The following is a 22,580-nucleotide window of genomic DNA, read 5'->3' on the forward strand; positions in this document are numbered from 1 at the left end:
CTCGTTTGATCAGCCACCTTAAGGATGTATCCATCGAGCCTGCAGGCTAAGCTCCACGGTCCCTTGCTTGCAAAGCTGATATTACCACCCAGGGGCGTTCCACCTGCTAAAACTTTAACTTGTTAATGATGCTCTCGGTAACTAAATGCCGAGACTATCCAAATTATTCATTGTGTTGGGTTTCCGGGGGGCGGAACAATCTATCGAATTTATCGGCACATAAATAATGGACCTATGAGCCATCAATAATTTTTCGTTGTTGCTCGTGGCGGTCATTGAGTTTTCGCTGAACGTCTCGGGCGTCGTCGAGAAGCTTTTTCACACCTTCGGCATTGTACGGGCTGCTGATTACCGGCTGGTTGGATATCGGTGCGTCCGAAACTGTTGGGGTAGTGCTTCCCGGCTTCAAACCCTGAACCATATTGGTATCGGGGTCGACCACCATTTTCTCGGCTTGATCTTGCATGTGGGCCGGTGCTTCGGAGCCATAGTGAACCACGCCGTTTTCATCTGTCCATTTATAGGCGGTGTCTTTCGCCGAAGGGAATTTGGGCTTTAAGCCTGAGAGCGACGGTGTACTGATTTCAGCATCCATCAAGCCAAAGGGTGCTTTTCCCGTCATCAGATAGAACATGTAGTTCGATACGCCAACCACTATCAACAGTGTCATAACAAGCTTTATAAGTAACTTTGCTGCCATTTCCCTTTCCAGCCTTCTTTGTGTGTCTTGTCGGCATTGTAGGATAAACGGAGCATTGACGAAATCCCGTTGCAAAATTCGACAGATTGCCCTATTTTCCGCTCCATGAATAATACATTCCGCACCTCCCAGTTGGCTGAGGCCCTGGGGCATACTCTTATCGACCGCAAGCTACGTGTAGCAACCGCTGAATCCTGCACCGGGGGAGGCGTGGCTCAGGCCATTACCGCTATTGACGGTAGCTCTCAATGGTTTGAACTGGGCCTGGTAACTTATAGCAATTCAATGAAAGAGCGCCTGCTGGGCGTGAGCCCAGCACTGCTGGAAGCACATGGTGCGGTGAGTGAAGCGGTTGTGGCATCGATGGTCGTGGGCGCGATTAAAGCGTCGGATGCAGACATCGCTGTAGCCATCAGTGGTATTGCCGGGCCCACGGGCGCCGTTGAAGGTAAGCCGGTAGGGACCGTATGTATTGCATGGGGTAGCCGTGATTGTATCGCTACATCAACAGAGCATTTCAACGGTGATCGCGCGCAGGTGCGGGAGCAGTCCGTGATAAGCGCACTGGAACATCTCATTTCAATACTCCAGAATAAAAACACTGTATAAGTATATATTACTGTTTGCGCGTACAGTGTTTTTGCCGTATGCTGCACTCGTACTTTGGCAAGAGACATAGCTCTCTGCGGCAATAAATGAACAACAGCTGGCCGGATTCAGCTACAGAATGGCATAGAAAGGGGTGATTAATGGACGCGAATAAAGAGAAAGCATTACAGGCCGCGCTAACGCAAATTGACCGACAGTTCGGTAAAGGCACCGTTATGCGTATGGGTGACAAAGAGCTGGTAAAAATACCTGCAATATCTACGGGCTCGCTCGGGCTGGATGTGGCACTAGGTATCGGTGGTTTGCCAAAAGGGCGAATTGTTGAAATCTACGGCCCTGAATCTTCTGGTAAAACCACGCTTACCTTGCAGGTTATTGCCGAAGCGCAGAAAGCCGGTGGAACCTGTGCGTTCATTGATGCGGAGCATGCGCTAGACCCTATCTATGCGGGTAAATTAGGCGTGAATGTGGATGATCTGATTGTCTCTCAGCCAGATACGGGCGAGCAGGCGTTGGAAGTTGCCGATATGCTGGTGCGTTCCGGTGCGATTGATGTTCTGGTTGTGGATTCTGTCGCTGCACTTACCCCAAAAGCGGAAATTGAAGGTGATATGGGTGACCACCACGTAGGCTTGCAAGCACGCTTAATGTCCCAAGCCCTGCGTAAAATTACCGGCAATATCAAAAATGCTAACTGTCTGGCTATTTTTATTAACCAGATCCGTATGAAAATTGGTGTAATGTTTGGCAACCCATTATCTACTATTGAAAAATTGTACACACCTACTAAATCCCTTGCTACTATTGGCCTTCAGTCCGCAAATGACGGTCTGTACAGTTCTCACCTAGCTTCAGCAGCCTAAATTTAGCCAAAGCGTTGTAGTGAGTTGTTTAAAAAATACTTTAATTTTTGGTAGGAAATAATTATGGATGCGAATAAAGAAAAAGCTTTGCAGGCTGCATTAGCTCAAATTGATCGGCAGTTTGGTAAAGGAACTGCGATGAAATTAGGTGATAAGCCTATTGAAAGAATACCTTCGGTTTCAACAGGTAGTTTGCCACTGGATATTGCCTTGGGTATAGGTGGGTTGCCTTATGGGCGTATTGTAGAGATATACGGGCCGGAATCATCTGGTAAAACAACTTTAACGCTAAGCACTATTGCGCAGGCACAAAAAAGTGGTAAGACGTGTGCATTTATTGATGCGGAGCATGCGCTTGATCCTGGTTATGCACAAAACCTTGGGGTGAATACAGACGACCTTATTGTTTCTCAACCTGATACTGGTGAACAGGCGCTTGAAGTGACTGATATGCTTGTTCGTTCTGGTGCAGTTGACCTTGTAATTATTGACTCTGTTGCAGCTCTTACGCCGAAAGCTGAAATTGAAGGTGAGATGGGCGATCATCATGTTGGCCTTCAAGCGCGTTTAATGTCGCAAGCTTTACGAAAGCTCACAGCAAATATTAAAAACGCAAATTGTTTGGTTATTTTTATCAACCAGATCCGAATGAAGATTGGAGTTATGTTCGGGAATCCAGAGACTACATCTGGCGGCAATAGTTTAAAATTTTATGCATCTGTACGCTTGGATATTCGTCGCATAGGCTCTGTTAAAGAAGGTGACGAAGTTGTTGGAAGTGAAACTCGTATCAAGGTTGTTAAAAATAAAGTAGCCCCGCCATTTAAGCAATGTGAAACTCAAATTTTATATGGTCAAGGCTTTAATTATTTTGGCGAATTAATTGATTTGGGTGTAAAAGTTGGATTGATTGATAAAGCCGGTGCTTGGTACTCCTACAAAGGCGATAAAATAGGTCAAGGTAAAAAGAACGCAGCGGTGTTTCTAGAAGAGCATCCGGAAGCTGTTGAAGAGTTGGATAAGGCGATTCGAGGGGAATTTTTGCAAGTGCCTAGTTCAGTGTCGCCCGATGTTGAAGAAATAGAAAGTTAAATTCGGCTCGTAATGAGCTCGATTCTTTTAAAGCACCCCGAGAAAGATGTTGATCTTGGGGTATTCCTCCCATTTATTAGTAGGCCTTTTCTTACTGCTGTACAAAAAAGTTGTAGTGACGCAGCTAAGTATTCACTGGATCATTTTAACTCTATTTGGGCCTCAATTAAGTTGCTTTTTAAAGAACTTAATGAGCTTGCTGTTGGGTTGTTGGGTGAAATAAATAGTGGCGTTGCTACTTTTGGGGAGAAAATTTCATGGATGAAATTTATTGCATTGGTTCGTTGTCGGTTGGAACGGCGAAAGATTACATCTTATGCTAAGAACTCCTATATCTCTGGTATAAATTACACCCTTAATCGTCTCCAGTATTATGGGTATATCCCTAGGTTCGATGTTCTGTCGACATTTAAGCCAGAGAAAAAAGTTTCAAAATCTCTCCTTGAGTTCACTTTTGATGACAAAGAAATCTTTAGTGAAATTGTTGCGGGTGATGACGCTGCTGCAATTGAAAGGGTTATGCATTCATTGGCCGCAGAGATGAATGGAGAGGTTTATGAAAATATTGCAGATCAGTGTGCTTACCTCTTAAAAAAAAGACTGGCATTAATTCGTTCAGAAGCAGAGATGCAGTTCTCAAGATATGCTGTATTGAGGAAGTCGGGATTAGTTGCTATACGAAAATATCGCTCATTATTGCCAATAATAGATCGTTGGATCGAGTGGCGGCGCTCAAAGTCGACTGGCTCGATAAATCCTTACAACGATGAAATAAAGAAATTGTCAAATGAGCAGTGGTGGGGTGTATATCTCGCATGGTGCTGGTATAGAAATGGCGGTGTAGAGCCAAAGTGCAGCGTTTTGCCAACGCGTATTTATAACATGCTCCGAAAACAGTTTTTGAGTAGAAAGGATGCTAGGGCCGATGTGTCTACTGCTGAAGCGATTGGATGTAGTATGGGGTTTATCGCTTCCGCGAGTATTCTTTTAGTGCATGATCTTGTTGCAAATGTTGACTCGATCCGAAATATACTTGTGGATGCTGATTACATCACAGACTATGGCGTTGTTGATATTGAATGGGTTAAGCCACGGGCTAGAGGGTTTCTCACAGCTATCGACGAAGGCGAACAGAAGTACTCTCCATCAAAAGTAATCAGGACTATTAGGAAAGCAACTCGTTGTTACAGAAAAACGGCAACTGATCAGCACAAGGGAAAGCTGTTTTTACATCATCATTCGGCTAAGGGATCTTCTAAAAAGAACAGTCATCAGAAACATATTACTCCTATGGTACCTACTTCGAGTACTTTGCTTACGCATATAAAAAAAGTAATTAAGAGTGCGTCCGGGGGAGAATGGGGCGGGACCGCGCGATCAATTCGAGTAAGCTTATTGCTATATAAGGGGTTGACGGGCGGGTTGATTGCTGTTCAGCAAGCTGCTCAACACAATAGTCTACGGACTTCAATGTTGTATGCTAATTCAATTCCTATGCGCATGTCTTTCGATCAAAAAATGCGAGAGTTTAGAGAGTGGTTACAAGTTCTAGTCACTATTGATATCGAAAATGTGGCGATAAAGATTGGTCTAGATGAGGATAAGTATCGACAAGATAAAGAAAAAATAATTGCGTCCCAATTTGGTGGGGTTTATTGTCGTGATCCTATGGCGGGTGTGCAGCCAGGAACAAAAAAAGGCGAAGTTTGTTGGGCAATTAGTCAATGCATGACGTGTAATAATAAGAGAAATATATTTGTCGTCACAGAGGAGAATGTGGTTCACCTTTTACAGTGGAATGAGGCGTTAAAAAGTGCCAGTAGAGCAGGATATATAAATGTGATGAAAGAAGCCCCGTGGGCATTCTGGTGCGTGTTTATTGAGTCTGTTCTCGAGAAAATGTTTCAATCCGGAGAAAAATATAAAGCGATTTTGCACAGTAGCCAACGTAAGTTGTCTGAAATTGATAACCCCTATCTTAAAATTGATTTTCGTCTTATATGAATAATGTTTCTGTACTTCATCAGGTTTTAAATGGGGAGGCTGATACCAGTAAACTGGCAAAGGGAAACTATGATTGGCTGCTGTCAGAGTATCGAGAACCGATATGGAAGATCCAGGACCCTGGGAACTTATCGAGTCCTATTGTAGGTACAATTAATTTTGATGGTCCTTTGATTGGTGGTGGGAGACTAATTGATATTGAAGGGTTGGTTGATGATTTAAAGCTTTCTTTGGTGTTTGCTGTAGAATTTTCTGCTTTCAAAGATCAAGTAAAAATACGTAGCTGCTCTGCAATGAGAAATCATGTTTATATTTTGAAGCGGGTGTTTAACGAAATCTACGACATGCAAGGGTGTCGTTGGGATCGTTGGTTGGAAAAGGATCGTCAGGTTTTGGTTGAGCGGTTGAAATATAAGCCTTCCGTTTCGCAAAATTATCTACCTAGGTTGACAATGTATATTGAAAATGTCGGCATTGAAAATCTTCCTGTTCGTAAATATAAGGGGAGCGTCAAAATAAATTATGATGCCGTATTTGGAGAGATCGGCATAGATTACTACCAATTGCGAGGCGATCTTGAAATTCAAAAATATTTGGATGAAGTGTACGTACGGTACAACAAGCAATCAATATCAACTAAATTGAAGCGAGGTGAAAGAGCTCTTCAGATGAATTCTTCCGGAACGACTTTGAGCCGTGATCGTTACGAAGATGTTCTTAGGGCTGTTAAATTGTATCAGGCGCAAACCTCATTGATGCCCGATCAATATGTAAACGCTAGCAGATTAAATCTCGTTTATGATGCGTCATCAACACTTCGCAGTTCAAATTTAAAGCCTTCTAATCCATCCAGAACGCGAAATATTCCCGTGCCTGTATTTCTTCATCTTGTCGATGCCTCGATACGATATATTCTAGACTATGCAGATACGCTATTTGAAATCGAGGACAAACTCGCCCTCGAGCATAAAAAATTAACTTTGCAAACTAACAGCTATGAAGCAGGGAAAATTGTTAATGCTTATGCCCGCGAGCTAGGGGAAGTAAAAGAAGGTAGGTATTCCCCTTTCCCGTTAGCAGCCTATAAGCATTTTCAGATTCGAGAGAAAAATATTTCTGATGAAGATCTAAGTATCTTTCATGATATGGTTAATTCTGGGCTTGGTCGTGCTGAAATTAGAAAAATATTGGGATTGTCCAAAGGACAGTATGATTATCGTAGTAAGGTTATACGTAATATTCAGCCTTATGGAAAGAATTTACCGCATAAAGGTATCTCCCTGCAGAAAGCCCTTTATCAGTTTTTGCCGCTTAGCTGCTTAATTGTAATATTTGCTTTCTCTGCGCGACGTGAATCGGAGGTATTTGGTATGAGGGAAAACTGCTACCAAAAATTCCAAGATGGCTGGAGAGTTAAATTTTATGTGGCTAAGAGCCTTCGGCGTCATGAATGGTTTACAAGCGTTCCTGTTGTCATTAAAGCTATTAAAACACTTGAAGCGTTGAGCGAAGAAGGGCGAAAAATATCTCGGAGTGATTCTTTATATCGATTTAATGACACCTTCAATCGATCTCCGATTAATATGGACCGACTAAATATCGCAATGGAACCTTTTTTGGACTTTATTGGGGTTGAAAAAGGAGAGGGTGGAGAAAGGTTTAAATTCAGCGAGCACCAGTTTCGACGATTCTTTGCCATTATGTATTTCTATCGATACGAAAAGCAGGCTGACCTAGAAGCTCTGACGTACGAACTTCGTCATGAAGATTGGTCAAATACAGCCGTATATTTGACTGAGCAAGAAAGTGGCCGTATTTTTCGAGAAGTTGAAAAAGAGTATATGGCTGAGAAGCTAGTAGGCACGCTGGGTGCTGAGTCTGAACCTCGAGGCGTGTTGCGTGACTTGAGTGAGAGAATCAAGCAAACGGTTGATGTCGTTCCTGAAAATCGTTCAGCAATCGCGATGAAGTATATTGAAGAAAATTCATTACGAATGGATTTTATTAGTGAGGGGATTTGCTTCGGGAATACGCCAGGGCGCTCAGAGTTAAGCCGGTGTTACAGTGATGGTTACGTAATGTGTCATCGCTCTTCTTCGGAGGTGTGTACCGATTGTCCCAACCTACTCCCCATTGAAAACATTAGGAATGATAAGAAAGTGGCAGCGATTGAAAATCTCGAATGTGACAATGCTTCGATTCTCGATGCTGCAATTTCTTACTCTAATAAGGTTGGAGAAGGTGTAGATTAGAATGAACGATCATAACCAGATTAAAAAAGATGAAGCTCAGTGTCAGCTATTAAAGAAGGCGAACTATTTTAAGTCGGCTGTAAATGAACGTGTTAGTCATAATCTTTCTTTCGATGGTCTTCCTCGCAATATTACTCAGTTTTTACGTTGGTGCGAAGGTGATCTATGTCAAACGAATAGAACGTACTTGTACTCGAATTGTAATAAGGCCATTTTAGCGCAAGTAAAAACGCTAATAGCTGAAGTCAAAAAGCCGCCGACTAAAAGTAGCGATACCTTCAAGGAATTAAAATCTGAGATTAAGACGCTGAAGCAACAGGTCGCCGGTTTAGTCGACGCTAATCGAGATCTTAGGGGGCGGTTGAAAGAATATGAACAAAGGCTGAGTCATTATGAATCACAAAAGCTTTCAATGGCTAGGAAGTTATAGTGTACTTCAAGATATTTGGTTCGGATAATTATAAACACAATGGTAAGTATTTACCTGAGCTTCCTTTTATTGTGGATCGGGGCGGGAAACCTTTTGATGAATTGAATGATTACATCTTGTATTTGGCTGGTACTCAAGATAAAGACCTGGATTCTACAGTACGCCTAGCGGTGGTACGTATTTTGGTAGTATTGAACTCGCTGAGTACTGGGAACTCAAAGTTCCAGTGGCGTCAGGTCGTAGGGGCTCACCTTGAACTATTGATGAATACTTTAAAGCTGGATGGGCATAACAAGAAAGGTCTCCGGCGCGACACAATCAATACTTATATCAGTGCTTTTATTGCCTTCCTTTGGTGGGCAGAAAAAGAGGGGCTTTGCGATGGGGTTGTTGGTATCAATGATGTAGGTGTGTCTGATCGTCTTTACCAAATAGCACTTGAACCATCGGCCCAGAGAGGAAAACAGTACAAAATACCATTTCTGCTTTCTCGGGATAAAACGCAAAAAGGGAGTAAGCGAGAACACGATTCTAGGAAAGCGTGGGACAAAGCGTTGGAAATGGTGACTCAGTTTGATGCGGGTGGTTTAAGCAACAAATCAATCGCAATATTTCACCGAGATGAGATGATACTTAGATTGTTTTTGGAAAGTTCATTGCGTCGTGTCGAGCTGATTCATTTGGAGGTGGGACTTTTTCTCGAGCCTCTATTGTCCGGAGAGAGAAAGAAAATTATTACTTTGCCTAAGACTAAGATATACGATACCCGTGATGTCGGTATTCATTCTGCTTTGTATGCTGATATTCAGGTTTACATCGCGAGTTCAAGAAAAGAACTGGTTGCTGGGAAAAAGAAATCTCTTGCCCTAATACCGTCCTTAAAAACGGGCGGCTTCTTCAAACCAAACTCAATTACGAATTTGTGTCGAGAATACGGTGTAAGACCTCATGAGGGTAGGGCCCAAGGGCTAACGGAGCGGTTTATTGATTTGATTGAGTTGGGCGTATCGCAAATGACCGCAATTTTGACCGTGAGTCAGGAAGCAGGGCATAAAATAGAAAACCGAAATGCGGGTAATATCTTTCTAAAATATTATCTTAGAGCTGAACGGATTGTTGCGCGAGCAAACGCTGCGCGTGATAAAAAATTGAGTTTGGAAGAGGAAAACGCTGCTTTGAGGCAAAGCCTAAATAACGCAAACGCAGAACTCAGGAAGCTGGGCCGTGAAGCTGTGGAGGTGCTGTGAGTATACGAAATAAAGCGCTAGATTTATTGGCTCGTAGAGAGCACTCTCGGGCTGAGTTAAGAAACAAGCTACTTCATCGCTTTCGGAATGAAGAGCAATCGATTGATTCTATTCTTGATAAGCTAGAAAATGAAAACTTATTATCCGATCAACGCTTTACGGAGATGTATATTCGTGGACGTGTGGCTAAGAGCATTGGGCCCATTCGAATTATCTCTGAGCTTCGTCAAAAGGGTGTTGATGCATCATTGGCCGAATTGGTGCTCGCCGATTTAGGTATGGAATGGTGCGCTGCTTTGAAGGCGTTGTCATTGCAAAAGTATGGTGAAACAGCCGCGCAAGATGATAAAGAAAGAGCCAAGCGCATTCGTTTTTTTCAATACAAGGGTTATCCGCCTGAATTCATTCGTGAAGTAGTAACTTGGTGAGATTTGTCACCAATACCGCAGCCTGACGGATTACACTGTTTTCGAGAGCAGCTATAGAGGCGGTTTAAGCCGGTGATGCAAAGATAAATTGTTAGAGATGTTGAATAAGGCGTCTTGTAACATTTCAAGTAGAGGGTCATGAGAAACGATAATAATTAGTTGGTAGGTTGCTCAACAGTGATACAGCTGGTGAGCTTTGAAATTATCCGCCAGTATGCTTAGTATTTTTGGAAATACAGGTAGAAACTCTGCGATAATAGACATCTTCTACTAATGCACTATTACAGAGGGCGAACGGATGTATCCTGATATCAGGCCACCTCAAAACAAAGTTGATTGGCTAATTGCGGATTTTGCGAAAAAGGAAAAGCCCGGCGTGGCTGACTTTGCGCGCTTGAGAGTTATTGGAGGTCTTTACGACCGTCTAGATAGCTATCGTGTCGCCGGTGAATCCATGTCTCGCGGCGAGTTGTTGGCAGAATCACATAAATCCGATCGTCTTGGCCGGTACTTAACTAGGGCTGGTGATGCCCGGCCATCCACGCGATGTGATGCTCACGCCATCATCTCCGGAGGGCACCCTGAAACAATAGTTCTTAGGGGCATTATGGCTTGGGTGAAAATGAGAATTGATGACCCCCACAATGGGTGTTGGCTCCCTAGAGACTGGGATGATCGTGCGTATATGCCGAACCATTTACGAAAAGCAGTACCGCACCGGCGTATCCACACCAATGCATACTATGAATGGTTAAGTTCGCGGATTCGCCCTCAGTTGATTAGAACGTCGGAGCAGCTTATTCATGCGCTACGCTTTGCTAGGGTTATGCTGCAATCGGGCAGTGTGCCACCTAATGTAATGCCGAGGACGGGACGCTAAAAATGTTATATACGATAGTGCAAGATTCTAATCGGTATCGTTCGTTGGTTTGGGATGATGCGCAAATAACACAGCTGGTTGGTGAGTCCGACATGGAACTGCGCATTGATATGTGGAATTCTCCTCGAACTTATAAAGATGTATTTGATGAAACCTTACGTGTTAGTTTTAAACCATTATCTAAGCAAGCTGAGAAACTAGCAATTCCTGATGTGAGTGTGCTACAGGGGCGCCTGTTTCTAAGTTTGAAAGCGCATTCAGTACTATCGAATCTCATTAAACCTGATGGTGAGTTTTTAAAAGTGAATTTCGACGGTGGGGATGGATATATTTTCACTCCATTGTGTGTTGCGGAAAAGTTAGGTGGACTGGATATTCAATTGAGCCGTAAAAATGAGTGGGGTGATTTGGAAAACCTTGCATTTCATGAGGAAAAAGTTAAAGGCTGCGCCCTTTTTCGTTGTGAGTACGATATGTTCATGTCGCTTCATTGTCAGCAGATAGTGAAAGACGCTATTGAGAAGGCTGGACTCAAAGGTGTATTTTTTACCACTGATATTGGGAATATATTTTCTAACCAGTTCGACGGTAATATTCGAGATACAAATTAATTCCTTGAAAAACAATGAAGCGTGTTAATACTCGGTGTCTGAATTACAGTAGCGGGTAGTTTAATTAACTTTGTCTCCACCACTGAATCGAAAGATTTGTTTTAGCTCTTCGCATTGAAATTAGCCCACCGATTATCCAGCCGATGCATATGGGGCCGGCTAAAAAACCGAGCGCCATTGATAACAGCATCCAGCCAGATTCAAAGTAGATAGTTACAGCAAAAAATACTGCAAAAAAAGCAGCCCCAACTAAGCCCATTTTAACTTTGGTTTTACCGAGATCATAAACTTGTTGTCTGGTCTTTCCTGTTGAGCTTCCCCAGCGCGCGCCGCAGGCAGCACAAACAACGGCATCGAGAGGCACATCGGTTTTGCAGTGGTCACATTGGCCTTGGTGTTTATCTTCAGGTAATTTCAAAGGTCTACTCCTATCTTTTTGAAACAATTAGGTTGAGCTGTTGAGAATCGTGGGTTGAATTATTTGCTGTTTGAAACGTCCGAAAAAGTCGATCGTCATATTGTATGTGTCGGATAAACTTGGATAGATTCCATTGGCTATATCTGGTGTTAATGTATTCTCATTAAGAGGTGACCCGTCCAAATCGAATGGAACGTGTAAAAGCACTTCATCGATAGGTGGATAGTTAATCCCTAGTTCGTCGTTAGACTCGTTACTGGTGCATTCGGTGAAGGATGTTTGTTCTTCCATTACGTCAATGGATACGGTGTGTTCCTCGGGAACGTCTTCCGCTACTCGTTGTGCAAATGCAATTAAGTTGGGCTCTGCTGGCATAAATAGGTATCCGGGAGAGTCATGTTTTCCTGAAGAGCGGAGAACCCTTCCAAGCACTTGACGGAAGGCGAGTTCAGTTTTTATTCTGCTTAAATGGCAGCAGACACGAAGTCGAGGAATATCTGTACCCTCGCTGATCATGCCAACGGAAATAATCCATTTTTGAGTGGAAGATCGGAATTGTTGAATAATATCTTGAGCGTCGTCGTGTAAGTGAGTTACGACAGCACTTTCATCACCTGTAACCTCTTTGAGGATTTTAGAAATTTTTAACGCGTGGTTAATACTGGCTGCAACGATTAGAGCACCTGCGTCACGGTTTTGCTTGCGTAAAGAAGATAGCTGGGCCGATGCCTTTTTGATGACTTGGCGAATGAGGCCGGGATTGTCGAGTATTTGCTGGTAGCTGCAAGTCGACTCGCTAAGTAGTGATTCAAACGAGTTATAATAGGACTCCCTACCATTTTCTCGTAACGATATCTTCTCGTTGTCGATGGCTATAATTTTAGGGGCTCTACAAACATAATCTTTAATGGCTTTATTTAAACCGTAGCTATAGTCGCAGTTGACTTTTCCTTGCTCACAATAGTTAGAGAGTGCAATGGGTATGTTATCTGAACGCCAAGGTGTGCCGGTCAACGACAGCGTATAGGTTGCTCTACCTTGTATGGAGTTAACTATTGTTTGCCCCCAGCTATTGCCGTTGCCAAACGCGTCGCCGGCACAGTGGTGTATTTCATCAAAAATGGCCAAAACACGGTATTGAGAAAGAATTTCCCAATAGCTTTGATCAAGGCTTAGCATTGATTGATAGGTCATTACATGACCCTTGGCACCTAGCCGTCCGTTAATGTGATGTCCAATATGTTGTTCGAGAGAGTGCTGTAAGGCAGTAGCGATATTAATCGACGGTGAAAAACAAATGACCAAGTCAATCTTGTTGGATTGAAATAACTGTTTCGCCAAAATTGATGCCATGAGCGTTTTGCCCGCACCGGGGGTCGCAAGACAGAGAAAGTGTGATTGTCCTTGCGCATACTTTCGCCGAATTGCAGAAATCGCCTCTGCTTGCCACTTACGAAGCTTTAGCACTGCTCTGGCGCTTTGATAGAGATAAGTGTTTCGAGAGCCTTGATCTTGCCAAGGAGGATGGCACTGCGCTCCCTCGCTCGGTTGTAGAGCTCTTGAGTCTGTATTTTTAGCCCTGGATGAGCAGTGCACAGGGCGTGATATTCTTCGGCTTCCCCAACAGCACAAAGCATGTCCGATCTATGCTGGCTTAACCTTTCTGATAACTCTCTTATGGCTGTAGTAGCGCTAGGCTTTTCTGGAGAATCTTGTTTTCTGTATTGGCGTTGCTTATTAGTGCTTACTTTAGGGGAGACTTTTTTATTGTCGGCGCTCTCGCTAAAACGCTTAGCGAGCACATAGGTTGGCCAACCACCTTTCTTGATTTCGCGACTCATTAATTCAGCTTTCATCATTCGAACCATATTTCTATAGACAAATTGACGTGCTGATTTTTTGTTCGAATGTTTGCATGCTTTACTTTCTAGGTAGGCTGTTGTCAGTTGGTCTACCGTAAATTGCTGTTGGGTAAAGGATCTGAGGACAGCAAGTAGCTCAGGCTTGATTTCTATGGTCTTCATCTACTTCTTAGTGTCTATGTCTTTCGGTGTCTCGAATTTCGCGACATTCTATATTGTCTCTATCATCGAGACAATGAAAACATCTCCTTATTCACCTCACTACGATAGATTGCGCGCTTGGATGAAGCAGAAGCGTGAAGACAGTGGTCTATCTCTTCGAGCTGCATCTATTAAGATGGGGAGACATCATTCTGTGTTGGGGAAGATGGAACAGGATAGACGTAAAATAGAGATATTGGAGTTCATCCAATATTGCCATGTCATTGGTGCTGACCCACAAGAGGGGTTGGAGGTGATGATTCAGTCTTTGTCGGGTGAAAGCTGAAACGTAGATACTTAGATTTACAGAGTTGTCAAAATCGACAACGGTGGATTTTGAGCGTATTAGTCGTCGAGCCCCTGAGTAGATAACTTCTCGAAAGATTTAAGCTTGCTAATCCACTTCTTCGGCAAAGGTTCTTCTTGGAGTTGTTTAAGCATCCTTGCCATTTCTATACTGGTAATAGACAACCGGTTAAACGCAGTTTGTAGATCCTTCATCTCAATCGCATCTGCGTTTGTTGCGTAGATTGCTCGCAACAATCCACCAAGAGCTTGGCCAGAAAACTTAAGCTTCTTATTAGAAACTCGGCGAATAAATAACGTTGCGTTCCCGAATGTAAACTTCCTTGTAGGCCCATCACTCCAATAAACAGTTCTGACCGGTGCTTGCGTTTGAAAGCCAATTTTATAGGCTGCTTCGACCCCTTGACTGACTAAGCGATACCCATGTTTCTTTGCCCAAAGCCTGGCGATTTCTTCTGGGCTGGTGGTGATGACAATACTTGGGACGCTTGGAAGTGATTTTGGTGCTGCGTACATCCCTTTGCTAACGCGAACGACTTTGCCAGCTCGGACAAGCTTACCTATCGCTTTTTGAACAGCGCCCTTGGACGCGAGCTCGTAGAGCTCGTCTATATAGAAAGGCGCGCCACGTTCGAGGTTATTAATGTAGTGAAGGACAATATCTTGAGTGGTCATGTTTGCCAAAAGTTCTATGTGCCGAGTTTGTTTTGACGGTGCAGTATAAGACATGCTTAGAATCGCTAGGGTGTTGAGCCTCAGAAAATGGGTTGCTTGAATCGGTACGGTAGGTACAAGAAATACCTACCGTACCGCTGAGAGGGCGTAATTTTATCTAGTTTGTCGAGTCGTGCCCGAGTTTGAAAGTGACAGTCTGTTAGTAGATTGACGTAGATCGATTGCGTGATATGTAACATGACTTAAGTCAATCTATGCCTCTTGCTCGCTAGGCAAATTCGATATAAAATGCTATTGTTGACGATGTAATCTAAGTTAAAGATGAATATGAATTCGTTCCGAACCAACAAAAACACCCGCAAATGGGTGCTTTTCGCACTATTGACCTTCTTGGGTCAGGTAGTGTTGGCGGACGCGCATTCGAATATGATGTTCAGTAATACAGTCGCTGACACTGCTCTTCAGCCTGCCGTAAGCTCGACATGTCATGGTGACGCAGTTCACCATCCTGAGGCCGCAACTCATACCTCTGAAACGGCCACTACTAGTGCTGACAACGAGTGTTGCGATGATGGGTGCCCGATGACAGCATGCCACTCTGTCAGCGCGATTCTAACTTCCGTTCGACTTGAGACTCTCGGGTTTCGTAACCAATCTTCTTTCTTTTTAAGTCAGGCTGAAGTCATTAAGCCTACTAGCTCTCTCTACCGTCCTCCCATTCTCGGCTAATCACACCCTAATTGCGTCTGAAATTAGGCGTTTTTAAAGCCGAGGATCCCTTTGATCCTCATATTTAATCATTTCCGCAAGCGTTGTTGCTCGTGGATCTTAGAGGATTAAACAATGAAAGTTGTAACGCTCAGTATTCTTTCAATCATATTTATGGCCCTGGTGGCCTGTTCCGAATCGTCAGCACCTGAATCGTCAGAGGCTAAACAAAGCATCGCAATAGAGGTGTTCAAGAGCCCAAGTTGCGGGTGTTGTGGCCTTTGGGTTTCCCATATCGAAGAAAATGGTTTTGACCCTACCATCCGCAATCGTAACTCCCTCGATGCCATCAAAAAGAAGCTCAATATTCCCGCCAATATGCAGTCTTGCCATACCGGCGTGACCTCAGATGGGTATTTCTTTGAAGGCCATATTCCCGCCAAGCATATCACTGCTTTTATAGCCAACCCGCCGGAAGGTGCTATTGGTCTGGCAGTACCGGGCATGCCCGCCGGTAGCCCAGGCATGGAAATGGGGGACCGTTTCACACCCTATGAAGTGTTATTGGTAAAAGCTGACGGCAGCACCGAACCCTTCGCCACGGTGTCCAGCCTAGAGGAGCAATATTAATGCACTTTGACTACAAAATTTGGAGGCCCATGGTATGCGCCTCGCTGGTTGCCTTGTCGGCAACCTTAGCACACGCCGATTCTTACTCTCTTGAGAATGCGGTGACAACAGCCCAACGACAAGACCCATGGGTTCAGGGAAGTTTGAAGCGCCAAGAAAGCCTTGATGCGCTGAGTGTTGAAGCGGGCTCGCTTCCGGATCCCTCAGTCAGCTTGGGCGTGGCAAACCTTCCGATAGATACCTTTGATTTTTCTCAGGAGGGGATGACGCAGTTCAAAGTGGGTGTAAGCCAAATGTTCCCGCGCGGCAAAACGCTCTCACTCAAACGTGAAAAGCTACAAAAGTTGAGTGAGATGCAGCCCTATGCGAGAGCGGATCGAAACGCCCAGGTTGCTGTTACGGTTGCCCAATTGTGGCTGGATACCTATAGAAGTGAACAGACAATCTATTTGATAGAGCAGGACCGGGGGCTTTTTGAGCATCTGGTCGACGTGGCTCAATCCAGCTACACCACGGCTTCCGGAAGAACACGTCAACAGGACCTCGTCAGAGCGCAACTCGAACTGACTCGGCTGGACGACCGCCTCACGCGTTTATACCAGCAGCGGGATATGTCGCTCGCTAAGTTGGGTGAATGGTTGGGTGACCCGGTCATCACTCTTTCCGAAAACGAGAACTCAGAAAGCCTCATTGAATTGAAGGCGCCTGGCTTGATAAAAGAACGAGATCGCTCTACGAAGCTTCGTCAGTTGTCAGAGATCTTGAGTCGCCACCCCAAAATAAAACGCATTGACCAAAAAATTAACGCGTTTGACTCCGGTGTGAAACTAGCGAAGCAAAGCTACAAACCGCAATGGGGGGTTAACGCGAGTTATGGTTATCGGGATCAAACACCCATGGGCGATGATCGCTCAGACTTTTTTTCTGTTGGTGTGAGCTTCGATGTGCCCTTGTTTACGGGTAAGCGACAAGACAAAAAGGTGCAATCGGCTAATGCTGAATTAGAAGCCGTGAAAACCGAGCGTGCGCTAGTACTGCGACAATTGAAAGCCGGCTATGACTCGGCAGAAGCCATGTACCTCAGGTTAGTCGAACGGAAGTTTTTATTTGATTCCCGTTTGCTAAAAGAAATGGCCGAGCAAGCGGAGGCTTCTCTTTCCGCTTATACAAATGACGACGGTGACTTTGCTGAAGTCGTGCGTGCGCGTATTGCTGAACTTAATGCACGGATAGAAGCATTACATGTGGATATCGACATGCAAAAGAACATTGCCCAGCTTAATTATTTTCAGGCGGGCACCCCATCTACAAAAGAATCTAGCCGCGCTGCGCTTTAGTGAAGCGCAACGATAGGAGAAAAACATGAATACATCAGACATATTTAAGCCCGCAACGCTTGTTGCCGCAATTTCGGGCGCCCTTGTGGGTGGTCTACTGACCCTCTCTCTGGGCGGTGGAAATAGCAGTTCCGAGACGTCATCGGATGCCAAGCAAGAACCCTTGTATTGGGTGGCGCCGATGGATCCGAATTATCGACGCGATAAACCGGGTAAGTCGCCCATGGGCATGGATCTTATTCCAGTCTACGACAAAGGTGCAAAAGCCAATGACGAAGGCCCCGGAACAATCAGCATATCGCCCGATGTGATTAATAATTTGGGGGTTCGCACCGGCTTGGTTGAGCGTCAGCCACTTCATACTGAAATTGTCACCGTCGGATATGTTAAATACGACGAAGACAAGCTAATCCACATCCATCCTCGAGTCTCCGGCTGGGTGGAAAAATTATTTGTTAAGGCAGCCGGTGATCCGGTGCAACAAGGCGAGCCTTTGTATTCGCTTTATTCGCCGGAATTAGTCAATGCACAAGAAGAGTTGGTGCTCGCACTTAATCGTAAAAACTCACGCTTAATTCAGGCAGCGGAAGACAGGCTTAAAGCCTTACAAATTCCAGCGGCCTCCATTAAAGCGCTGAAGCAGACCTTAAAAATTCAGCAAACAGTGACGTTCTACGCCCCCCAAACCGGCGTGGTTGATAACCTGAATATTCGAGAAGGCTTTTACGTTAAGCCAGGCACAACGATGCTCAGTATCGGCGCATTGGATCAAGTATGGGTAGACGCGGAAATCTTTGAACGCCAGGCGGCCCTGGTTAAAGCCGGCGATCCTGTCACGATGAACTTGGACTACCTGCCGGGTAAAACCTGGTCAGGTCAGGTGGATTATATTTACCCAACACTCGATAGCAAAACACGCACAGTGCGTCTTCGCCTTCGTTTTGAAAATCCAGATTTTGCGCTCAAACCCAATATGTTTGCGCAAGTTGCTGTGCACTCCGATAGTGCTGAGCAATTACTTGTCATCCCAAGGGAAGCACTTATTCGTACCGGCAGCCAAGACCGGGTTGTATTGGCCTTGGGAGAGGGTAGTTACAAATCGATTGCCGTCAAAGTTGGGCGTGAAGATCAGTCAATTGCTGAAATCATCGAAGGCGTGAGCGAAGGGGATAGGGTAGTGACATCGGCCCAGTTCTTACTCGATTCCGAGTCTAGCAAAACCTCAGACTTTAAACGAATGCATCATGGCGAAGATCAGCCCAGCTCAGTGTGGGTTGCCGCCACGATCGAGAGCGTAATGCCTGATCATCGAATGGTGACGGTCAAACATGATGCGATTGACGCTTGGGAATGGCCTGAAATGACCATGGATTTTCAGGTTAACCCAAAAGTGAATTTTGAGGTGTTAGCACCCGGTACTCAGCTGCACATGGAAATTACCAAGCTCGATAATGGGCAGTATGAAATGACGGGTACACATATTATGAATGGTGAGAGTGAGAACGAAATGTCTTCGGAAGATGAAGAGAGCGTGGATCATAGTCAGATGAATCACGGTGAGATGGATCACTCCAAAATGGATCACAGCCAAATGAATCATGGTGAGATGGATCATTCTAAAATGGATCACAGCCAGATGAATCATGAAGAAATGGACCATTCACAAATGAACCACAATGGCATGGAAACTAACGCGGTTGATCACTCAAAGATGGATCACTCCAATCACCAACAGCACTCAGGTGACGGGGAGTAAGGCATGATTGAATCCATTATTCGTTGGTCCGTTGGCAATCGTTTTTTTGTCTTACTTGCGACCGCCATACTCGTTGGGGTCGGGTTGTTTTCCTTAAAGCGTACGCCTGTGGATGCAATTCCCGATCTTAGTGACGTACAGGTCATTATCAAAACGTCTTACCCCGGGCAGGCGCCTCAGGTGGTTGAAGATCAGGTGACCTATCCGCTCACGACGGCCATGTTGTCGGTACCTGGCGCTGTGACGGTACGAGGTTACTCTTTTTTTGGCGATTCATATGTTTACATCATTTTTGATGAGCAAACGGATCTTTACTGGGCGAGAAGCCGCGTCTTGGAATATCTGAGTCAGGTAGCGCCTTCGTTACCCCCAGCGGCGAAACCTCAACTAGGCCCTGATGCCACTGGTGTGGGCTGGGTCTATATCTACTCACTTATTGATCGAACGGGAAAACACGACCTGAGCCAGCTGCGAAGTTTGCAGGATTGGTTTTTAAAATACGAACTTCAGACGGTGCCGGGTGTTTCAGAAGTCGCGGCCGTTGGAGGTATGGTCAAGCAATACCAGGTGACAGTAAACCCAGAGAAATTACGGGCTTTTGGTATTCCCTTGTCTCATATTCAGATGGCGATTAAACGGGCAAACCAAGAGGTCGGTGCATCGGTCGTTGAAATGGCTGAAGCCGAGTACATGGTGCGTGCCTCGGGCTACTTACAGAGTGAAGAGGATTTGGCCAACATTCCGTTGGGTGTGAATGAAAATGGCACTCCATTACTTTTGAAGGACGTTGCGGATATCGGTCTCGGACCGCAAATGCGCAGAGGAATTGCCGAACTCAATGGCGAGGGTGAAACAGTAGGTGGTGTTGTGGTCATGCGTTTTGGTGAAAACGCCCAGACCACCATCGATGGTGTCAAAGCTAAGCTCGAGCAATTGAAACAAGGCTTGCCTGAAGGCGTAGAGGTTGTCACGGTGTACGATCGCTCCGGTTTGATTGAGCGTGCGGTTGAAAACCTATGGCATAAGCTTCTTGAAGAGTTTGTTGTTGTCGCGCTCGTATGTATGGCCTTCCTTTTTCATATTCGCTCATCCCTGGTGGCAATATTCAGTTTGCCGGTGGGTATTCTGACTGCGTTTATCATCATGCATGCTCAAGGCATTAACGCCAATATCATGTCGCTCGGAGGGATCGCGATTGCCATTGGCGCGATGATTGATGGAGCAATCGTCATGATTGAAAACATGCATAAACACATGGAAAAGACGCCGTTGACCAAAGAGAATCGTTGGCAGGTTGTCGCGGAGTCGGCCTCTGAGGTTGGGCCAGCGCTGTTTTTTAGTTTGCTGATTATTACAGTGAGTTTCGTTCCTGTATTTACTTTAGAGGCTCAAGAGGGGCGGATGTTTAGCCCACTTGCTTATACCAAGACCTATGCAATGGCCGCGTCCGCGGCACTGGCAATCACCTTGGTGCCGGTATTAATGGGGTATTTTATTCGCGGTCGTGTCTTGCCGGAACACAAAAATCCCATCAATCGCTTTTTAACTGCGACGTATATGCCCGTGCTGAAAAAAGTGCTGGCGTTTCCAAAAATGACGCTAGTGATCGCGCTGTTGCTACTTTCGACTGTCATGTGGCCCTTAGGAAAAATCGGCAGTGAGTTTATTCCGCCATTGGATGAAGGCGACTTGATGTACATGCCAACCACGTATCCCGGGATATCAATCGGTAAAGCTCGAGAGTTACTGCAGCAAACCGATAAGCTGATTGCCAGTGTGCCCGAAGTAAAAACAGTGTTCGGTAAGATCGGGCGAGCGGATTCTGCGACCGACCCCGCACCGCTCACCATGATAGAAACCTTCATTCAATTAAAACCACAAAGCGAGTGGCGAGAAGGTGTCACCACTGAAACGCTAAAAAAGGAATTTGATGCGTTGGTTAAACTTCCAGGTGTCACAAATGCTTGGGTGATGCCCATTAAAACGCGCATCGATATGTTAGCCACGGGCATTAAAACGCCGGTGGGCATAAAAATCGCGGGGCCGGATTTAACGGTGATACAGGACATCGGAAAGCAGTTGGAGGTGATTTTAAAAGATGTGCCCGGTACGGCATCGGTTTACTCAGAGCGCGTAGCTGGCGGGCGCTATCTCAACGTAGATATTAACCGGGCAAAAGCTGCGCGCTTTGGGTTGAATATTGCGGATGTTCAACAGGTCATCGCTTCTGCGATTGGCGGTATGAATGTCACGCAAACCGTGGAAGGGCTTGAACGTTACCCCGTGAATATTCGGTATCCTCAGTCGTATCGAGATTCGCCCCAACAACTTGCGTTACTGCCGATTGTTACGCCCAGAGGTGAGCGGATAGCCCTTGGTGATGTCGCTGATGTAAGGATAGAAGATGGCCCCCCAGGAATAAAAAGTGAGAACGCACGCATAAATGGTTGGACCTTTGTGGATATCGATGGCATTGACGTCGGTACCTATGTTGTGAACGCTCAGCAGGTAGTTGCAGAGCAGCTTGAATTACCAGCGGGTTATTCGGTGGGGTGGTCCGGACAGTATGAATACATGGAGCGTGCCAAAGCCAAACTGACTTACGTCATTCCTTTGACCTTGGCCATTATCGCCATATTGCTGTTTATGAACTTCCGAAGCTTTATCGAAGTGGCAATATTGATGGGGACATTACCATTCGCCCTGATTGGTAGTATTTGGCTGATGTATTTTGAAAGCTTTAATTTCTCTATCGCCGTTGGCGTGGGTTTTATTGCTCTAGCCGGTGTTGCCGTCGAAATCAGTGTGATTATGTTGGTGTACTTAAATCAAGCTTGGAATCGGGCTAAGGCTGATGCTGAGGGCGGGGTGCTGTCGTCTGAAGCACTCCGACAAGCGGTTATCGATGGGGCGGGTCTTCGTGTTCGGCCAGTCATGATGACGGCGGCTGCCGTGACCGTCGGTCTGCTTCCAATTTTATACGGTTCAGGCACAGGTTCCGAAGTGATGAGCCGGATTGCCGCGCCGATGGTTGGCGGGATGATCAGTGCGGTGTTTTTAACGCTGTTGGTGTTACCGGCCGTGTATTTCCTATGGAAGAAACGTGTTTCCTAATCTCTCATGCCGGCACTTGATTAACGGTGTCGGCAATTTTAACCTTCAAAAGGATGAAAATCTCATGAAAAATAAATTTTTTAAGTTTGGTGTATTGGGCGCTCTTATTTTGTTACTGGGTGCCTGCTCTTCGTCGATGTACCACAAGGCACTAATGAAGGGCCAAATTGTTAAGGTGAATGATCGTGAAGTCGTGATGTGTATTGGCAGTCGGGAAGGAGCGAAGGCGAACGATGAATTCCGTGTTGTGCGTTCGACCTTCCGTACAGATGTTGTCGAAGAGGGTGAATCTGACTACGAGCTCATCGAAGTCGGTCGTGTTGAAATCGTAAGTATCGTTGATGAACATTATGCGGTCGCTAAAGTGATTAATGGAGATATTCAACTTCACGATGTTGCTGAAAGAGCTAAGTAGTATGTGCCTTGAGCGATTGGGGCCTCACATCGGGCGCCAATC

21 protein-coding genes and 1 pseudogene are annotated in these 22,580 nt (G+C 45.3%); 17 read left to right on the forward strand and 5 right to left on the reverse strand.

All coding sequences use genetic code 11. From position 1 onward, the window contains the following. Positions 1-232: 232 nt before the first annotated feature. Positions 233-700: a DUF4124 domain-containing protein gene (locus H5715_RS03250; RefSeq protein ID WP_175574297.1), complete on the reverse strand. Its 468-nt coding sequence runs from the start codon at positions 698-700 to the stop codon at positions 233-235. Positions 701-805: 105 nt separating this feature from the next. Between H5715_RS03250 and H5715_RS03255 the strand changes: the two genes are divergently transcribed. The 10 genes and pseudogenes from H5715_RS03255 to H5715_RS03300 all read left to right on the forward strand — a co-directional run bounded on the left by H5715_RS03255 (position 806) and on the right by H5715_RS03300 (position 11,116). Further along, positions 806-1,309 carry a CinA family protein gene (locus tag H5715_RS03255; RefSeq protein WP_075186922.1) on the forward strand — a complete coding sequence of 168 codons (504 nt, stop codon included), beginning with the start codon at positions 806-808 and terminating at the stop codon, positions 1,307-1,309. Positions 1,310-1,449: 140 nt separating this feature from the next. Then, a pseudogene (gene recA / locus H5715_RS03260) lies at positions 1,450-2,073 on the forward strand (recombinase RecA); the annotation flags it as partial. A gap of 162 nt (positions 2,074-2,235) precedes the next feature. Then, the gene (gene recA / locus H5715_RS03265; RefSeq protein WP_019604687.1) at positions 2,236-3,264 is read left to right on the forward strand and encodes a recombinase RecA; all 1,029 of its coding nucleotides are present in this window, start codon (positions 2,236-2,238) and stop codon (positions 3,262-3,264) included. Between the two features lie 12 nt (positions 3,265-3,276). Further along, positions 3,277-5,268: a hypothetical protein gene (locus tag H5715_RS03270; protein WP_075186812.1), complete on the forward strand. Its 1,992-nt coding sequence runs from the start codon at positions 3,277-3,279 to the stop codon at positions 5,266-5,268. After that, entirely contained in the window at positions 5,265-7,520 is a 2,256-nt protein-coding gene (locus H5715_RS03275; RefSeq protein WP_075186813.1) for a hypothetical protein, read from the forward strand. The genes H5715_RS03270 and H5715_RS03275 overlap by 4 nt, the downstream gene beginning before the upstream one ends. Position 7,521: 1 nt before the next feature. Continuing rightward, positions 7,522-7,950, forward strand: a complete 429-nt coding sequence (locus H5715_RS03280; protein ID WP_075186814.1) for a hypothetical protein — start codon at positions 7,522-7,524, stop codon at positions 7,948-7,950. After that, a complete protein-coding gene (locus H5715_RS03285) occupies positions 7,950-9,197 on the forward strand; it encodes a site-specific integrase (RefSeq protein ID WP_075186815.1) in 1,248 nt (415 codons plus the stop codon). Before H5715_RS03280 ends, H5715_RS03285 begins: the two co-directional genes overlap by 1 nt. Beyond that, the gene (locus tag H5715_RS03290; protein WP_075186816.1) at positions 9,194-9,625 is read left to right on the forward strand and encodes a regulatory protein RecX; all 432 of its coding nucleotides are present in this window, start codon (positions 9,194-9,196) and stop codon (positions 9,623-9,625) included. The genes H5715_RS03285 and H5715_RS03290 overlap by 4 nt, the downstream gene beginning before the upstream one ends. Before the next feature lie 298 nt (positions 9,626-9,923). Continuing rightward, a complete protein-coding gene (locus H5715_RS03295) occupies positions 9,924-10,505 on the forward strand; it encodes an AHH domain-containing protein (protein WP_075186817.1) in 582 nt (193 codons plus the stop codon). A 44-nt stretch (positions 10,506-10,549) separates the two neighbouring features. Continuing rightward, positions 10,550-11,116 carry a hypothetical protein gene (locus tag H5715_RS03300; protein WP_185906589.1) on the forward strand — a complete coding sequence of 189 codons (567 nt, stop codon included), beginning with the start codon at positions 10,550-10,552 and terminating at the stop codon, positions 11,114-11,116. Between the two features lie 64 nt (positions 11,117-11,180). On the opposite strand, the gene H5715_RS03305 is transcribed toward H5715_RS03300, so the two are convergent. The 3 genes from H5715_RS03305 to H5715_RS03315 are packed head-to-tail and all read right to left on the reverse strand — an operon-like array spanning position 11,181 to position 13,558. Next, positions 11,181-11,534 (reverse strand): hypothetical protein, encoded by a 354-nt coding sequence (locus H5715_RS03305; RefSeq protein ID WP_075186819.1) that lies wholly within the window; start codon positions 11,532-11,534, stop codon positions 11,181-11,183. Between the two features lie 27 nt (positions 11,535-11,561). Next, positions 11,562-13,001: a DEAD/DEAH box helicase gene (locus H5715_RS03310; RefSeq protein ID WP_075186820.1), complete on the reverse strand. Its 1,440-nt coding sequence runs from the start codon at positions 12,999-13,001 to the stop codon at positions 11,562-11,564. Then, positions 12,995-13,558, reverse strand: a complete 564-nt coding sequence (locus tag H5715_RS03315; RefSeq protein ID WP_075186821.1) for a hypothetical protein — start codon at positions 13,556-13,558, stop codon at positions 12,995-12,997. Before H5715_RS03315 ends, H5715_RS03310 begins: the two co-directional genes overlap by 7 nt. A 73-nt stretch (positions 13,559-13,631) precedes the next feature. Between H5715_RS03315 and H5715_RS03320 the strand changes: the two genes are divergently transcribed. Then, positions 13,632-13,883 carry a helix-turn-helix domain-containing protein gene (locus H5715_RS03320; protein ID WP_037991016.1) on the forward strand — a complete coding sequence of 84 codons (252 nt, stop codon included), beginning with the start codon at positions 13,632-13,634 and terminating at the stop codon, positions 13,881-13,883. 59 nt (positions 13,884-13,942) lie between these two features. Here the strand turns inward: H5715_RS03320 and H5715_RS03325 are convergent, their stop codons facing one another. After that, the gene (locus H5715_RS03325) at positions 13,943-14,578 is read right to left on the reverse strand and encodes a DUF6088 family protein (RefSeq protein WP_026337685.1); all 636 of its coding nucleotides are present in this window, start codon (positions 14,576-14,578) and stop codon (positions 13,943-13,945) included. Between the two features lie 327 nt (positions 14,579-14,905). On the opposite strand from H5715_RS03325, the gene H5715_RS03330 reads away from it, so the two are divergent. From H5715_RS03330 to H5715_RS03355, 6 genes are all read left to right on the forward strand, one after another. Next, positions 14,906-15,307, forward strand: coding sequence for a hypothetical protein (locus H5715_RS03330; protein WP_139309852.1), 402 nt, complete (start codon positions 14,906-14,908; stop codon positions 15,305-15,307). 114 nt (positions 15,308-15,421) lie between these two features. Next, positions 15,422-15,916, forward strand: coding sequence for a DUF411 domain-containing protein (locus H5715_RS03335; protein WP_075186822.1), 495 nt, complete (start codon positions 15,422-15,424; stop codon positions 15,914-15,916). Further along, positions 15,916-17,253 carry a TolC family protein gene (locus H5715_RS03340; RefSeq protein WP_075186823.1) on the forward strand — a complete coding sequence of 446 codons (1,338 nt, stop codon included), beginning with the start codon at positions 15,916-15,918 and terminating at the stop codon, positions 17,251-17,253. Before H5715_RS03335 ends, H5715_RS03340 begins: the two co-directional genes overlap by 1 nt. Positions 17,254-17,278: 25 nt before the next feature. After that, positions 17,279-19,009 carry an efflux RND transporter periplasmic adaptor subunit gene (locus tag H5715_RS03345; RefSeq protein WP_075186824.1) on the forward strand — a complete coding sequence of 577 codons (1,731 nt, stop codon included), beginning with the start codon at positions 17,279-17,281 and terminating at the stop codon, positions 19,007-19,009. 3 nt (positions 19,010-19,012) lie between these two features. Continuing rightward, positions 19,013-22,123 (forward strand): efflux RND transporter permease subunit, encoded by a 3,111-nt coding sequence (locus H5715_RS03350; protein ID WP_075186825.1) that lies wholly within the window; start codon positions 19,013-19,015, stop codon positions 22,121-22,123. Between the two features lie 64 nt (positions 22,124-22,187). Next, complete coding sequence (locus tag H5715_RS03355) at positions 22,188-22,538, forward strand: hypothetical protein (RefSeq protein ID WP_075186923.1); 351 nt, start codon at positions 22,188-22,190, stop codon at positions 22,536-22,538. The last annotated feature ends 42 nt before the right edge of the window (positions 22,539-22,580 follow it).

Source organism: Teredinibacter haidensis (assembly GCF_014211975.1).
Classification (GTDB): domain Bacteria; phylum Pseudomonadota; class Gammaproteobacteria; order Pseudomonadales; family Cellvibrionaceae; genus Teredinibacter; species Teredinibacter haidensis.

What these genes read in the sequence shown, in the direction of transcription:
- H5715_RS03295 (WP_075186817.1), top strand. Translation starts at nt 9,924, where the DNA reads ATGTATCCTGATATCAGGCCACCTCAAAACAAAGTTGATTGGCTAATT.
- H5715_RS03315 (WP_075186821.1), bottom strand. Translation starts at nt 13,558, where the DNA reads ATGAAGACCATAGAAATCAAGCCTGAGCTACTTGCTGTCCTCAGATCC.
- H5715_RS03250 (WP_175574297.1), bottom strand. Translation starts at nt 700, where the DNA reads ATGGCAGCAAAGTTACTTATAAAGCTTGTTATGACACTGTTGATAGTG.
- recA (WP_019604687.1), top strand. Translation starts at nt 2,236, where the DNA reads ATGGATGCGAATAAAGAAAAAGCTTTGCAGGCTGCATTAGCTCAAATT.
- H5715_RS03275 (WP_075186813.1), top strand. Translation starts at nt 5,265, where the DNA reads ATGAATAATGTTTCTGTACTTCATCAGGTTTTAAATGGGGAGGCTGAT.
- H5715_RS03325 (WP_026337685.1), bottom strand. Translation starts at nt 14,578, where the DNA reads ATGACCACTCAAGATATTGTCCTTCACTACATTAATAACCTCGAACGT.
- H5715_RS03350 (WP_075186825.1), top strand. Translation starts at nt 19,013, where the DNA reads ATGATTGAATCCATTATTCGTTGGTCCGTTGGCAATCGTTTTTTTGTC.
- H5715_RS03255 (WP_075186922.1), top strand. Translation starts at nt 806, where the DNA reads ATGAATAATACATTCCGCACCTCCCAGTTGGCTGAGGCCCTGGGGCAT.
- H5715_RS03335 (WP_075186822.1), top strand. Translation starts at nt 15,422, where the DNA reads ATGAAAGTTGTAACGCTCAGTATTCTTTCAATCATATTTATGGCCCTG.
- H5715_RS03320 (WP_037991016.1), top strand. Translation starts at nt 13,632, where the DNA reads ATGAAAACATCTCCTTATTCACCTCACTACGATAGATTGCGCGCTTGG.
- H5715_RS03270 (WP_075186812.1), top strand. Translation starts at nt 3,277, where the DNA reads ATGAGCTCGATTCTTTTAAAGCACCCCGAGAAAGATGTTGATCTTGGG.
- H5715_RS03340 (WP_075186823.1), top strand. Translation starts at nt 15,916, where the DNA reads ATGCACTTTGACTACAAAATTTGGAGGCCCATGGTATGCGCCTCGCTG.
- H5715_RS03345 (WP_075186824.1), top strand. Translation starts at nt 17,279, where the DNA reads ATGAATACATCAGACATATTTAAGCCCGCAACGCTTGTTGCCGCAATT.
- H5715_RS03280 (WP_075186814.1), top strand. Translation starts at nt 7,522, where the DNA reads ATGAACGATCATAACCAGATTAAAAAAGATGAAGCTCAGTGTCAGCTA.
- H5715_RS03330 (WP_139309852.1), top strand. Translation starts at nt 14,906, where the DNA reads ATGAATTCGTTCCGAACCAACAAAAACACCCGCAAATGGGTGCTTTTC.
- H5715_RS03355 (WP_075186923.1), top strand. Translation starts at nt 22,188, where the DNA reads ATGAAAAATAAATTTTTTAAGTTTGGTGTATTGGGCGCTCTTATTTTG.